The 14918-nt window shown below is 44.1% G+C and carries 13 protein-coding genes and 2 pseudogenes; all 15 read right to left on the reverse strand.

The genetic code is table 11. From position 1 onward, the window contains the following. Positions 1-97 precede the first annotated feature (97 nt). The 15 genes and pseudogenes from AB1F57_RS10755 to ltrA all read right to left on the reverse strand — a co-directional run bounded on the left by AB1F57_RS10755 (position 98) and on the right by ltrA (position 14444). Complete coding sequence (locus tag AB1F57_RS10755; protein ID WP_367985736.1) at positions 98-931, reverse strand: energy-coupling factor transporter transmembrane protein EcfT; 834 nt, start codon at positions 929-931, stop codon at positions 98-100. Beyond that, complete coding sequence (locus tag AB1F57_RS10760; RefSeq protein ID WP_367985737.1) at positions 928-2601, reverse strand: ABC transporter ATP-binding protein; 1674 nt, start codon at positions 2599-2601, stop codon at positions 928-930. The genes AB1F57_RS10755 and AB1F57_RS10760 overlap by 4 nt, the downstream gene beginning before the upstream one ends. A 467-nt stretch (positions 2602-3068) precedes the next feature. Beyond that, the gene (locus AB1F57_RS10765) at positions 3069-3677 is read right to left on the reverse strand and encodes a glutathione S-transferase family protein (protein ID WP_167785757.1); all 609 of its coding nucleotides are present in this window, start codon (positions 3675-3677) and stop codon (positions 3069-3071) included. Positions 3678-3755: 78 nt separating this feature from the next. Then, positions 3756-4157: pseudogene (locus AB1F57_RS10770) on the reverse strand (alpha-hydroxy-acid oxidizing protein); the annotation flags it as partial. A 111-nt stretch (positions 4158-4268) separates the two neighbouring features. Continuing rightward, complete coding sequence (locus AB1F57_RS10775) at positions 4269-4409, reverse strand: hypothetical protein (RefSeq protein WP_167785756.1); 141 nt, start codon at positions 4407-4409, stop codon at positions 4269-4271. A gap of 38 nt (positions 4410-4447) precedes the next feature. Next, positions 4448-5404, reverse strand: coding sequence for an MmcQ/YjbR family DNA-binding protein (locus tag AB1F57_RS10780; RefSeq protein ID WP_367986356.1), 957 nt, complete (start codon positions 5402-5404; stop codon positions 4448-4450). A gap of 109 nt (positions 5405-5513) precedes the next feature. Next, the gene (locus AB1F57_RS10785) at positions 5514-6272 is read right to left on the reverse strand and encodes a DUF3883 domain-containing protein (RefSeq protein ID WP_167785755.1); all 759 of its coding nucleotides are present in this window, start codon (positions 6270-6272) and stop codon (positions 5514-5516) included. 172 nt (positions 6273-6444) lie between these two features. Continuing rightward, positions 6445-6654, reverse strand: a complete 210-nt coding sequence (locus AB1F57_RS10790) for a hypothetical protein (protein ID WP_167785754.1) — start codon at positions 6652-6654, stop codon at positions 6445-6447. 33 nt (positions 6655-6687) lie between these two features. After that, on the reverse strand, positions 6688-9339 hold the full coding sequence (locus tag AB1F57_RS10795; RefSeq protein WP_367985738.1) for a valine--tRNA ligase: 2652 nt from the start codon (positions 9337-9339) through the stop codon (positions 6688-6690). A 225-nt stretch (positions 9340-9564) separates the two neighbouring features. Then, complete coding sequence (locus AB1F57_RS10800; RefSeq protein WP_105137336.1) at positions 9565-10485, reverse strand: hypothetical protein; 921 nt, start codon at positions 10483-10485, stop codon at positions 9565-9567. Positions 10486-10582: 97 nt separating this feature from the next. After that, positions 10583-10972 carry a VOC family protein gene (locus AB1F57_RS10805; RefSeq protein WP_105137335.1) on the reverse strand — a complete coding sequence of 130 codons (390 nt, stop codon included), beginning with the start codon at positions 10970-10972 and terminating at the stop codon, positions 10583-10585. A gap of 297 nt (positions 10973-11269) precedes the next feature. Then, positions 11270-12322 carry a hypothetical protein gene (locus AB1F57_RS10810; RefSeq protein ID WP_367985739.1) on the reverse strand — a complete coding sequence of 351 codons (1053 nt, stop codon included), beginning with the start codon at positions 12320-12322 and terminating at the stop codon, positions 11270-11272. 58 nt (positions 12323-12380) lie between these two features. Beyond that, positions 12381-12767, reverse strand: coding sequence for a helix-hairpin-helix domain-containing protein (locus AB1F57_RS10815; RefSeq protein WP_367986357.1), 387 nt, complete (start codon positions 12765-12767; stop codon positions 12381-12383). Positions 12768-12783: 16 nt separating this feature from the next. Beyond that, entirely contained in the window at positions 12784-13038 is a 255-nt protein-coding gene (locus tag AB1F57_RS10820) for a DUF1912 family protein (RefSeq protein ID WP_170239424.1), read from the reverse strand. A 129-nt stretch (positions 13039-13167) separates the two neighbouring features. Continuing rightward, a pseudogene (gene ltrA / locus AB1F57_RS10825) lies at positions 13168-14444 on the reverse strand (group II intron reverse transcriptase/maturase). Between the last annotated feature and the right edge of the window lie 474 nt (positions 14445-14918).

Raw genomic sequence — 14918 nt, forward strand, 5'->3', positions numbered from 1 at the left:
TTCACAGCTCGGTGCCTGAGTACTTATCTACATGTACCTTACTTGTGAATATAATTTTAAAAACGAGTTTCGCAATCGAAACTCGTTTTTTCTTATCTTATGCCCAAGGGTTGTAAAACCTACCATCATTGATAAAGAATAGGCTAATCGTTACTAGAACCAGTAGAGCGATGATGAATAGGACCAGATAGTCCATTTTTTTCAGGGGCTGGTAGGTATACCAGGTCCGCTTTTTATTTTTTCCGAAACGGCGCAATTCCATGGCAGTTGAAATGGTATCAATCCGACCAAGTGAGCTGAAAATCAAAGGGATAACCAAGGCCAGATTACCCTTGATCCGGTCCATCAATTTGGCTTTCTTGGACAATTCCAGGCCACGCGCTTCTTGAGACATGCGAATGGCATAAAATTCTTCCTGAATATCTGGTATGTAGCGCATGGTCAGACTGACAGAGTAGGCAACCTTATAGGGCACCCCGATTGTATTCAAGCTGGAGGCAAATTGACTAGGGTGGGTTGTCATCAAAAAGATAATGGCTAGAGGAACTGTACAAAAGTACTTGAGCAACAAATTCAGCAAGTAAAACAATTCCTGGCTAGTCACGGAGTATTGCCCCAAACCTTTGAAAAGGACAGTCTCCGCCCCATAGAGTTCGACCCCATACTTAGGCGCAAAGACATAGACCATGGTCGCATTCAGGAGGGCAAAAATGGTCGTGAAAATCAGAACGAAAGACACCTTCCTGTAATCAATGCCCGATAGCTTGAAAAGACTGAGGGAAAAGAGGGCGATGAAAATAATCAGACGCGTATCGTAGGTAATCATGGCCAAGATGGACACAATCAAGAAAAAGAGGAGCTTGCTGACAGCAGATAGTTCATAAATAAAGCCCCGTCCCTGCTGGTAGCCGATAAGTGCTTGCTGGCTCATAGCTTTCTCCTTTCTTCCTGCATGTAGTAGTTGGTCAAGGTTAGAGGGTCCACTCCCATTCTCTGAGCCAAATGGAAAATAGAGGTCTCTTTCAAATTAGCCTGGTCAATGATAGTGGCATCCGAAAGGATTTCCGCTGGGGACTGGTCCGCAATAATCTGACCATCCACCACAACCAGGGCCCGGTCCGAATAATCCAGCATCAGCTGCATATCGTGGGTAATCATGACAATGGTATGACCTTGTCGATTGAGCTCGTCTAAGAAATCCATCATCTCACGGTAATGTCGCTCATCCTGCCCAGCTGTTGGCTCATCCAGCAGAATAATTTCCGGCTCCAGCACCAAAATGGAGGCAATGGTCACCCGCTTCTTCTGACCGTAGGATAGGGCTGAAATCGGCCACTTACGGAATGAATAGAGACCACAAACTTCCAGAGCCTTGTGCACCCGCTTTTCGATTTCTTCTTGACCCACTCCACGCATTCTCAAACCGAGAGCCACTTCATCAAAAATCATGGTCTGGCTGATCATCTGATTGGGATTTTGCAGGACATAGCCAATCCGCTCGGCCCGTTCTTTGACCGAATCGTCCTTGATGGATTGCCCCTGCCAGATAAAGTCTCCTTCCACATCCAGAAAACCACAGAGAGCCTTGGCTAGGGTCGATTTTCCGGCTCCATTTTTCCCGACGATAGCCAGACGTTCCCCCTTGTAGAGGGTGAAATGGATGTCCTTGAGGGCCTGTTTCTGCGGATAGGAGAAGTTCAGGTTTTTAACCTCTAGCAAGCTCGGCTTGGCAAGGACCTCTTCTCGGTCTAAGAGCAAATCCACTGATTGAAGTCCTGTCAAATCAAGACCAGACAGGCTTGATAAAGAATTTTCCTGCTCCAGAGAGTAGCCCATCGCCCGTAGGGTTGCCAAATAGAGTGGCTCGCGGATGCCATTTTCCACCAAGAGCTTGGTCTGCAAGAGTTGATCCGGCTGACCGTTGAATAGGATTTGTCCCTCATTGATGAGAACGATGCGGTCCACCTGTCTATAAAGAACATCTTCCAAGCGATGCTCGATGATAATGGTGGTCGCTCCCTCCTGCTGGTGCAGGCGATCAATCAAGTCAATGGTGTCCTGTCCAGACTTGGGATCCAGATTGGCCAGAGGTTCATCAAAGAGCAAAATCGGACTTTCATCAATCAGGACACCTGCCAGACTGACCCGTTGCTTCTGTCCACCAGACAGGTCCTGGGGACGGTGGTTGAGAAGCTGGTTTAATTCCAAACGATTGGACCAATCAGCCACTTTTTGCTGCATCAGTTCTTGAATTTCCATGTCATTTTCCAAGGCAAAGGCCAAATCCTCTGCCACAGACAGACCGATAAACTGACCGTCCGTATCCTGCAAAACAGTCGATACTAGCAGGGATTTTTCGTAAATAGATAGGTCAAAAGACTCCTGACCATCTATCAAGAGCTGGCCACTATGACTACCTTGGTAAATATTGGGAATAATGCCGTTAAGACATTGACCCAGTGTTGACTTACCAGAGCCCGAAGGTCCAACAATCAAGACTTTCTCACCTTTATATATACTTAAGTTGATATCCCTCAATGTCGGCTCCTGCTGGGCCTTGTATTGAAAGCTAAAATCCTTGAATTCAATGAGTTTTTCCATAGTACCTATTATACCAAAAAGATGACTGAAAATCGGCTAGAATTACTAAAAACTTCTGAATGTTCTGATTTTTTAACAACTTAGGGATAAAAAATAAGGGAATAATTTTAGTTTCCCATACCCTAATGTATACAAACTATACTTTGAAAAAATAAACTGAGTAGCTCTGCTAGAAAAATTAAAAAATTAGTCTCATTTTGCGAGCGAAGCGGGCCTACATCGAGACTTTCCGCTGTGATGAAAATGCTTGAGACGTTGTCGTCTCAAGCATTCGGAGCTATTGAAACCTTAGGCTCAATGGCTAGGTATGGAATTCCGTAGGTAGCTCAAACAGTCTGGGAGACTGTTTGAGGAGTAAACCCAGAAACAAGAAAGTTTACTACCGTCCGGCATCACCTCAGGAAAGTCCTAAAAGAGGCTTTGTCTACAAACTCATAAGGGAATTTGAGAGCCCCTTACACATCTACTTATTTTGATAGTTGTAAAACCTTTGCTACTGCTTCATCCTCTTTCATTGCTTTCATGAAACGAGCCAGATTTGGGTATTCTGTCCACGGTTTTGGTGTTTTGACCGACCAAGTCGCCATAACAAAGGCATAGGGGTCGGCGACAGTACGTTGGTTGCGATACACATGGTCTGTATCGCCAATTAAGCCATCAAGGAAGGTCATGGAACGGTCAACCCGTTGATAGGCTGCTTGGACAACAGCGTCAAGTTCATCTGCTTTTTTAGAAACCGTGTAGCGGTTGGGACTAAAAATCGGCCAGAAGGATGGATGAAAATCTCCTGTCAAGAAGGCCATAATTTCATTAAATTCTGTCTGAGCTTGCAGGTCTGCATCTGGTCCCAACTGACTTTCTGGACTGCTTGCAGCAATATAATTCAAAACAGCATTGGCCTGAGTCACAATCTTATAATCTGGTACGTCCAAGGCCGGCACCATTCCCAAAGGATTGACTTTCAGATACTCTTCCGAACCCAGCTTAACTCGCTCAACCTCATAATCTAAACCGGACCACTCCAAGGAAATCCAACAGGCAAGAGCACAAGTACCCGGTGCATAATACAGTTTCATAAACATTCCTCCTTCGCTTAGCTAAGTAGTATTCTAGCTCTATTATAGCACTTCTATTTGAGAAAATCTCTCCGGAAATTATTTTCCACTCTCTACAGCCAAAAAAGAATCATTGATTGGGTTCTGACGAATGAGAGGCGCACGCTTGATGTCCTCTATGGTTTGAGTACCAGCAAGTTGCCTGACAATCTTGAACTCTTTGTTCAAATGCTCGACAACACTTTGTGTTCCTTGAGCACCGCCTAGCGCAATACCATAGACAATGGGACGACCGAGCGCCACAATATCGGCACCGTTAGCCAAGACTTTAAAGACATGAGACCCACGTCGAACACCGCTATCAAATACGATTGGCACACGTTTATTGACCCTATCGGCGATGGCGCGCGAGACATCAAAGGAAGCAGGACCGCCGTTTAATTGGCGACCACCATGATTGGAGACCCAAATACCTGCTGCGCCAGCTTGGATAGCAATTTCAACAAGATAGGACCTGGCATAGACATCCCTCCGTCCCTTGAAGAGAGAAAAATAGAGCTCCAGTTTCTCAGCCGTAGTCAACCTAATTTTTACTTGCTCAAAGTAGGTTGACTACCGCTGGTCGCTGATGAGAAAATGCTCTTGAGTCCACTGATATTGCAACAAATTCAAGAATTTTTCACTAGCATAATAAGGAAAACGAGCAAGATGCCTAGCCTCCCTGCCCCTTGATTTTTCAATGTAGAAAGACATAGGGACCTCCTAATTTTAAAACTGCTATCAAACCTACTTCATTCTTTCAGCTGACATTTCAAGTACTCAATAGCCTCCTTGGTCAACCGTCTTGGTCCTCGGACTGCCTTGACACCCAGATCCATCATCCTTTGACGAGGCAAGATGTCATCTGGCAACTGGGCTAGCAGCTCCACCTTCATGAGCCTTTTCTCGGTCGGAATATCAGACTCCCCTTGATTAGCCAGATTGGCCGCCAGACAGCGACAGACATAGCGGATGGCCTGTATAGGCGCCGTCACATAGATGGCTACAATATCTCCAGCTTGAATGGTTGATTTTTGTGGCCAATAGACTACCTTATTTTCCGCAAACTCGGTATCAATATCATAGACCTTTGGATTGGCAGGAATGACCCAGTAATCAGGCCCTTGCTCCGCCTTGTAAGATTTTGGTCCCACCAGATAGCGGCTTTTCTCAAGGAGGGCCAAAATCGCCTGGTCCTCCACAGTCTCATCCAGCAAGACCGACACCCAAGACTTCTTAGACATGTGATAAGCTGGGAAAATGCCCGACTGACTTAGCAGCTCTGCTATTTCCCGACCATCGACCTTGAGATTAACAATCTCCACCTCTTCTTGAGAACCGCTCCCATCCAGCTTGTCCCTCGGAATATGACTGACCAGGGCGTACCACTTGTTATTGTTGGGGTGGCGAAAAGCCCCATAGGTCGGCAACTTGGCAAAGGGATAGTCAGGAAGCCCCCCCCACTTCTCCTTGATGAGCTGGGCTATGCGGTTGCTTTGGTCTTTGGTAAATGGCAGAGCGACACAACAGACTTTCTCTACCCGATCCAAAATGGACTGATAAGCCTCACGTACCTGCCCCACAAAAGCCCCTGCTGGCGCAGTCACCAGATGGGCGGTATAGACCTCCTCCATCTCACAATCCCAGACATAGGACGACAGCTGACCAGCCTCATCAACCTCCACCACCGCCTCAAACTGCCCCTCCATGAAGACCTCACGGTAGGTGTAGCGATTGTTGGCAAAGATGAAACCGAAAGGAATGAGGGAGGGGAGATTGGGAGTCCATTTTGAATGATTCACAATTCGATTTCCTCCACTAATAAATATCTTCTATGGTATGGTATTCCTTAACTGACTTTGCACTCACAATTTTTTCCTTGAATTTAAGCTCCTTCAAAGGGTTTTCAATGGTTACAATTCTAGGTAGGTCATCCAAATTTAGAACCAAAGAGAGAACAAACTGATTGGGATATTCCTGAGCTTTCCGATACTCCTTCTCAGTCAGCCTAAAACGTCCACGATTGGCACGAATTCCTTTGACCTCAGATAAGAAAATCTGCTTGTCCGTCGTAATCTGAAAATCATAGCCATCACCATACAAACGAGCATCTTCAATCTGACCGTCCTTAAACAAGTCTTGTGACTGAAAATTATGCAGGAAATACTGTTCAGCCTCCAAGCCTGTTTCCTGCAACTTTCTAAATCGTGTTTGAACCAGAGGACGATCTACAAACACAAGTTCATTCAGAAATCCTGCTTCCTTCAAACTCATTTTTAGTATTTCCGAAAATTCTACCACATCAGCATTTCCAAACAGGCTATCAATAAATAATTTCCGATGTTCATAGACTTCTTTCTTCTGCCACCAACCACGACGACCATTGTCAAAATAAGGATCAAACAAGTCCATCCGCTGTTTGATAACACCTGTCGTTTCCGCCAACCCAATCTCAACGAAATAGTTATAAAAATCCGTCTTTGTCTTGAACCCAAATTGCTCTATCAACTTGGTATCAAACTTTGCTAAACCATAGCCAATTAGATTTAACAAATAATAATGTTTGTGTTTGCTCATAACTTATACCTGCCCCAATTTTCTAGCCCCATTATACCACAAAACCCAGCCTTCTTAGGCTGGGCATTTGTTTATGAAACTCTAATATAGTTAACTTTTTCCTTGAGTTATAGAGTGAACAATAACCCTGATTGAATGGGCAGGAGATTTTTCTCCTTTTAGAAAATTCAACTTAAAATCCCAATCTGCCTTCGTCCCATATGCCATACTCGTCGTATCCATTACCATCAGGATCCATAGCATCTATTCCGGCTTGGTTTAGAAAATCACCACAATACTTACAATAATAGTCACCATATTCTTTATCTGACAATTCCCAATCAATTTCTCTAGCTAGGAAAGATGAACCACATTCGTTACACACATATTCTTCTTTAGCCATAGTGCTACTCCAATCTCTAATCTTGATACTAAACTACTTAACCAACTTTTTCATCTCTTCAATCCGTCCTACTGTCGCATCATATTTTGCTTGGTAGTCGGCTTGTTTTTGTTTTTCTTTTTCAACGACTTCTGGTTTGGCGTTGGCAACGAAGCGTTCGTTGCTGAGTTTTTTGCCGACCATGTCTAGTTCTTTTTGCCATTTGGCAAGTTCTTTGTCCAGACGAGCCAACTCCTCTTCTACGTTGAGGAGGTCGGCTAGTGGCAAGAAGATTTCAGCACCGGTGATAACAGCTGACATGGCTAATTCTGGTGCGGCAATGCTTGAGCTGATTTCCAGATGCTCTGGGTTTGTAAAGCGTCGGATATAGTTTTCGTTGGCTTTGAAGAAGGTTTCAAGCTCAGCATCTGCTGTCTTAACCAAGATGGTAATCGGCTTAGATGGCGCAACATTGACCTCTGCTCTGCTATTTCGCACCGAACGAATCAAATCCTTGAGGCTTTCCACTCCCTTGTGGGCTTCAGCGTTTTCAAAGGCTGGGTTGACAACAGGGTAAGCTGCCACCACGATAGAGCCCTCTGCATACTGGGCGAAGATTTCTTCCGTCACAAACGGCATGATAGGGTGGAGGAGGCGAAGGATTTGGTCTAGCGTGTAGAGAAGGACAGAGCGGGTCATGACTTTCTCAGCCTCGTTGTCGCTGTAAAGAACTTCCTTGGTCAGCTCTACATACCAGTTGGCAAACTCTTCCCAGATGAAGTTGTAGAGAATATGACCAGCCACACCGAACTCGAACTTGTCGAAGTTTTCAGTGACCTTGGCAATGGTTTCGTTGAGGTTGTGGAGAATCCAGCGGTCCGTCACATTGCCCGCCTCACCAGCTGTGACTTTTGCGATATTCTCACGCGCCGCATCCAAGGTCAAGCCTTCATTGTTCATAAGGATATAACGAGAAATGTTCCAAATCTTGTTAATGAAGTTCCAAGACGCGTCCATCTTCTCATAAGAGAAGCGAACATCTTGACCAGGAGCAGAGCCGTTTGACAAGAACCAACGCAAAGCGTCCGCACCGTATTTCTCGATGACATCCATTGGGTCAATTCCATTTCCGAGCGACTTAGACATCTTACGACCTTCTTCGTCACGGATCAAACCGTGGATCAGCACATTCTTGAAGGGCTGACGACCTGTGAACTCAAGCGATTGGAAAATCATGCGTGACACCCAGAAGAAGATGATGTCGTAGCCTGTTACCAAGGTTGAGGTTGGGAAGTAACGCTGGAAGTCCGCCGCGTTTTCGTCAGGCCAGCCCATGGTTGAGAATGGCCAAAGGGCAGAGCTGAACCAGGTGTCTAGGACATCCTCATCCTGTACCCAACCGTCACCTGCTGGGGCCTCTTCTCCGACGTACATTTCGCCAGATTCGTTATACCATGCTGGAATCTGATGACCCCACCAAAGCTGACGCGAGATGACCCAGTCGTGTACATTTTCCATCCATTGAAGGAAAGTATCGTTGAAACGTGGTGGGTAAAATTCTACCTTATCAGCTGTGTCTTGGTTGGCAATGGCATTCTTAGCCAACTGGTCCATCTTAACAAACCATTGGGTTGACAAGCGTGGCTCAACTACAACACCTGTACGCTCAGAGTGACCAACGGAATGCACACGGTTTTCGATTTCCACAAGGGCTCCCAGTTCTTGCAACTTGGCAACCGTTGCCTTACGAGCTTCAAAGCGGTCCATACCTGCAAATTCGCCTGCGAGCTCATTCATGGTCCCGTCGTCGTTCATAACATTGACTTGTGGCAGATTGTGGCGTTGACCGACAAGGAAGTCATTCGGATCGTGGGCAGGAGTGATTTTCACAACCCCCGTACCAAATTCTGGGTCTGCGTGTTCATCCGCAACGATTGGGATTGGCTTGTTAACGATTGGCAGGATAACATTTTTGCCAATCAAGTCCTTGTAACGTGGGTCTTCTGGGTTAACGGCCACCGCAACGTCACCGAACATGGTTTCAGGACGAGTTGTCGCAACTTGAAGGGCACGAGAACCTTCTTCCAACATGTAATTCATGTGGTAGAAGGCACCTTCAACATCTTTGTGGATAACTTCGATATCAGAAAGAGCTGTGCGAGCAGCAGGGTCCCAGTTGATGATAAATTCGCCACGGTAGATCCAGCCTTTTTTGTAGAGTTCTACAAAGACCTTGCGAACAGCTTTTGACAAGCCTTCATCAAGTGTGAAACGTTCACGTGAATAATCCACAGATAAACCTAGTTTACCCCATTGCTCCTTGATGGTTGTAGCATATTCATCTTTCCATTCCCAAACCTTCGTCAAGAAAGATTCCCGACCCAAGTCATAACGGGTCACGCCTTGCTCCCGCAAGCGTTCCTCAACCTTAGCCTGTGTGGCAATCCCCGCATGGTCCATACCTGGCAACCAGAGGGTATCAAAGCCCTGCATGCGTTTCTGGCGGATAATAATATCTTGAAGGGTGGTATCCCAAGCGTGTCCCAAGTGCAATTTACCTGTTACGTTTGGCGGCGGAATGACAATAGAATAAGGCTTGGCCTCCGCATCGCCTGACGGCTTAAAGACATCTTGGTCCAACCAAGTCTGGTAACGACCAGCCTCAACCTCGGCTGGATTGTATTTTGGTGATAATTCTTTTGACATTATTTTTTCTCCTTTAGTATTCTTTAAGAAAATTGGTTTATACTATCTTCAAGCTAGAAATAGCCCAATTCTTTTTCATATAATCTCCTAGAAATAGTCAGTCTCTTGGGCTGGCTATTTCGTTTGTACTTGCTCAAGTTCCTCCATTTTTTGGATAATTAGTTGGCAACTTCATTTGTAGAATAATCATCTTGCCCGATGCCTGGACACCGATAATTACAAGATTCATCCTTTCATCTCTGTGATATCTTCTAGCACTTCTGTAATAAAGTCCTCGGCCACATTACGTTTGATGTTGGTATTAAGCGTGACAGTTTTAGAATGGGGACCAATTGGAATGGTCACCTTGTTTCGCCAGGTCACCTCAGTAGAAAGAGAAAGACGTCCAGAATAGTCTTCTAACTTATCACCAAGACCATCTATAGTTTCAGAAAGATAACTAAAGACCCTCTTGTAATAGTCGCTGACAGATTCATCACCGATTTCAAAATCAAAACTACTATCCTTTTCGATACTATCATAGAGAGCTTCTTCACGACTAACCTCTTCCACATAATTATCGATCCGATTGAATAAATTTTCTATGGTCGCATTTGATAACTGGTTGAGATGGATATAATCGGACATAAACATAGGAATCAAATCCTTGAAAATTTTGATTTCCTCTATGGAAGAACCATTTTCATCCGAACTTTTCTCAATTAACTTTTGCTCCAACTCAATGAGATTGAGCAAAATGGACTCCAGATTTTCCTCTTGCACGATTTGGTGTTTGACAGCCATCATCAACTCTTTGTAATCCTCGAACTCATCGAAAATTTGCCAATGCAAAATCGAGTTAAACTCAGTAACCAAGCGATGCTTAATATGAATGGTTTCATACTTTTGTTGAAGGATGAGCCTACTGCGTTCTGCAGCATCATTGTCTGATTCGATACATTCCACATACTTGGTTACAGCATCAATATATTGGGCCACCAAATCCTTTTGACCCTCCACCGTCTGCCTATGAACAGATCGATAAGCTTCTTCACTAGCCTTTAAAATTTTATACCTCTCCAGAAAAAGAGGACCAAAAATCAGACCCACTGCCGTTGCTAGTGAAATACCAATCGTCAGTAGAGTATCAATGGATAAATTTCCCACCTACTTCACCTTTCTTCCAATATTCCTAATCATCCACGTCAGAATTCCTAACTTGAATGGATTCTAGTTAGTTTTATCTACAATTTCTTCATTAAAGCTATTTCGTTTCCCCCACCAACTCTATCTTAATCCCATCTGGGTCTTCCAAATAGAGGGCATAGTGATCTGGTCCTCCAGCGTGGGGATAGCGGTCATCGTAGAGTAGTTTGACTCGTCTGGTCAAAAATTCCTTCCGCCATTGGTCAATGTCATCCGGTGTTCCCGCATGAAAGGCTAGATGATTGAGACCAATGCGACAGCGGTGATAACCTGCCTCTAGAAAATCCTGTGGCGTTTGGACAAAGACCAGGTACTGCTCTGCTTTTTTATAAGATAGGCCTTCCTCCCACTCCTGATAGAGCGAGTAGCCCAGCTTGGTCAGAAGAAAGTCGTAAAATGCACGCGAGGTTTCAAGGTTTGAAACATAGATTTCAACATGATGTAGCATATTTCTCCTTTCCAAATGAAAATCCCCGCCTAGACTTGCTAGACAGGGACGAAATTATTCCGCGGTACCACCCTTGTTCAGATAGACTATAACGATCTGCACTTTACTTATTCGATTCACATCATCAGCAACCAGTTTTGACATTTGTGCGGATTTCTCAATACCACCGCTTCCTGTGACAAATGGGGCTCAAAACACCTCTGAATAGCTTTATTGTAACAAATAAGACAGACAAGTGCAAGAAATTTACTGGATTTCTCTAACTCCCTAACCTACATTAAACCAACCTGTAAGTCCTTACTCTATCAAACCACCAAAATCCTTTATCAACAAGCCTGTTGCAGTTTTTTCAAAAACGTAATGTCGATTGGAGTGACCTGTTGCTGGTAAACGACCATCAGTATAGGAAGTGATAGTGGTATAGGAAATATCGCAAGTGACAGTATTTCCTGAAACTTGGATATTGGAAATACTATCAGTTGTTGAGTCATAGTGCGCTATTCCCTCATTTTCCGAATGATTGACTACCCAATCAGCTGTAATACGATGACTTTCAGATCCCTTTACAAAATTTTCAGCAATCGCATCTGTACGTGTTACCAATGAGCGATTGATATCCTTACGGTACTGATTTACCCGCTCTACTATCTGAGCCTGCACATCTTCTACTGATGCATCTTGCTTGTCGCTTTTTTCATCAGCCCTGTAATAAAATGAACCGTACATTTCAAACATCACAAGAACACGATCCTTAGTTGTATCATCCTGATTTGAAATCAGTGCACCAGTTAAATCAATGGTTGGAGTGCCAGCAGGAAAAAAGAAGTAAGCTATGCGGCTTGTTCTCACACCAGTTTCTGTTACGATGTATTCAACATAACCATCTTCATGCTGCATCACCTCCACATCCCCCATCAGCTTATCCGTCAACTTCAGGGTTTCCTGACCATTAGTCCACTCCCCCTGGACACTCCTTAAATCTCTCTTATAAAGCGCTTCTATATCCATTTTATTGGAGGTCGTCTCTGTGATATTAGCGGATGTTGATGTAGAGCTTGAACTTGAAGTGGAGCTAGTGGATGTGGCTTTTGAGGCATTTGTTGCTTCTTTCTGTTTAGAAGGAGTTGTTTTGACAACCTTTACTTGCCCAGTATCTTGCAAAGCCTGTTTCAAACAATAGCCACCTACTCCTAAAACAGCTATCCCAAGTACTAAAAAAAGTCGTTTAGAAAATGGTGTACGAGATGTTACTCTCACACGTCCCTCTTGAATCGCTTGATGCAATTCAACTGGAGAGGGATTGCGCCCATGAACTTTTTTAAATTGTTTGATAAAATTTTGTTGATTCATGTCTTATTTATTAATTACCCAGTAGATTATTGCTACTTGATTCCAGGGACGGTGCTTTTTAAGCTTTCAATTCAATCCCTTTTTCCTTCAACTGCTTGATAGTTGCAGGCCCGATACCTTTAAGTGCCAAGAGTTCTTTTTCAGTATGATTTGCAAAATCAGCCACAGATTGAATCCCAGCTTCATAGAAAGTTTCCAAACGTGCTGTCGCAATGTCTTCCAACTCAGGAAGTGCCAAAAAGTCTTCCAATGAAGCCGCTGAAGAAGTCACCTCTGCTACAACTTCTTTCACTTGTTCCACAGCATGCTCTACTACAGCCTCAGCCTTGTGAGCAACTGTCTCTACTACCTCTGCAGCTCTTTCAAGACCTACACGACCTGCACGTTTCAAGTCTGCTAATTGTTTTTTCAATAATTTTTTACGATTTATATTTTTCTTTGCCAAGATTTTTATCCTCTCTTTAATAATGTTTTTGGCCAAATAAGCCATCTGGTAAATCATGGAAATCTTTGCCTGCATGATAGTTAGCAAATTTTCCTTGGATAAAGCGATAAGCATCTAGCTTACTTTCGTAACGGATGTAGGCATCCGCTGCACGCTCATCCTTATCCTCTTCCAATACACGACGGCTTTCTTCTACCGCCATCTCATTTACCATAACCTGTGTATTGACCCAGGCCTCAAATTCTTTTAAAAATTCTTGTTCTTTCGTCATTTTTTTCCTCTTTCGTCTGCTTCAATCGAAACACACCGATTTATTATACCACATTTTCCAAAAAATCGAGTAGGGACTAATTTCTAGTCCCTCTCACACCACCGTGCGTGCCGTTCGGCACACGGCGGTTCAACTAACTTTTAACGCATGTCGTTTTAGATAATAATCTAGGCAAGAAACCAGTCCACGTTTAGCGAGGACTGGTTTTGATATGGCACGTTTCAGTACAGACCTCTGAGCCACTAATTGATAATGGTCTCCCCAGCCAGATACTTTATCCGCTATCCACTTCGGTACTCCTAATTTGAGAAGTCCCCATAATCGCCTAGATTTCTTCTTCCATTGTTTCCAGATAATAACTCTTATTCGAGTTCTTAGTCGTTCATCAATGCTTTCCATGACTGATTTCATGTTCGTCATAGAAAAGTAGTTTATCCAACCTCGGATGACCCAGTTTAGTCGCTCAATTCGGCTGTCTAAGTCAATACTCCACTTACGGGCCGTTAGTTTCTTGAGTTTTCTCTTGAAACTCTGTACGCTATCCTGATGCGGACGACTTTTCCAGCCCTCAGATGATTTCCAGAACCCAAATCCTAGGTACTTTAATTTGCTCGGTCTCACAATCTTGGTCTTGGTCATGTTGACTTTCAAACCTAATCGTTTTTCAATATAACGACTAATTGAATGCATCACACGTTTAGCCGCCGCCTCACTACCAACTGTGATGACGCAGTCATCTGCGTAGCGAACGAAGCGAAGTCCACGATTTTCCAACTCTTTATCTAGCTCATTAAACATGATATTGGACAGGAGCGGTGATAGGTTTCCTCCTGTGGAGTTCCAACTAGTGTTTTATACCGTTGTCCGTTGATGACTACACCGGAATGAAGGTACTTACGAATTAAAGATTCTGTATCTCCATCTTGGATAATGTTATGAACAAGCGACATCAGTCTATCTTGAGGAACGGTATCAAAGAACTTCTCCAGGTCTATGTCTACTATCCACTCATAACCGTCATTAAGGTATTCTAATAACTGGATAATAGCTTGTTCGCATGACCGATTGGGTCTGAATCCGTAACTCCTCTCAGAGAAATAGGGCTCACAAATAGGACTAATGACTTGGACAATAGCTTGTTGTATCATTCTATCCATGACCGTTGGGATACCTAACTGACGGTCTCCGCCGTTAGGTTTGGGAATTTCAACTCGTAAGACTGGCTGAGGTTTGTACTTCCTCTGCTTTATGAGTTCTTTAGTTGAACGCCAGTGTTTGCGGAGATAGTCATCTATTTCGTCAATAGTTACGCCGTCAATTCCTGCTGAACCTTTATTGGCTCTAACTTGATTGTAGGCTTCAAGCATATTGGACCGAGATAGGATATTATCTAGTAACTGTGACATGTGCGTATTCCTTTCTTGTTTCGGTGTCTGAGGGACGTCTTATATTGGTGAACTTTCCTCTAGTCAATACGTGACCGCACCCAGTTCTATCAGACCGCTAGTTTTACAGACACAAGTGAAGTAGGTATACTTCGGTTAATTGTTCAGCCCTTCGCTCCACCTCTATTACAGAAGTTTCATCGCTACTATGGCCTCGGCTGACTTCTCATGATTCGTTGTTACTACGTCTTTGACGCTCATGAGACCTCACGGGATAAGTCGTACATCTTTCCTCGTTTACTCTCGTGATTTACGTCTATAGGTTACGACTACCTTTTTGGACTTTAGAGTTGTATGCCCCCTCATCCCCTATATACGCCTTGTTATCACGTTTCTGTTCGTAGAGCCACGATTTCGCTATCCCTTCCTCTCCCCGCTACCTCACGATAGTCAGGCTTGGGAGTCGCTTTGGGGTTCACCGGTAGCGGGTGTCCA

The sequence above is a fragment of the Streptococcus nasisuis genome, from assembly GCF_040836615.1.
Lineage (GTDB): Bacteria > Bacillota > Bacilli > Lactobacillales > Streptococcaceae > Streptococcus > Streptococcus suis_V.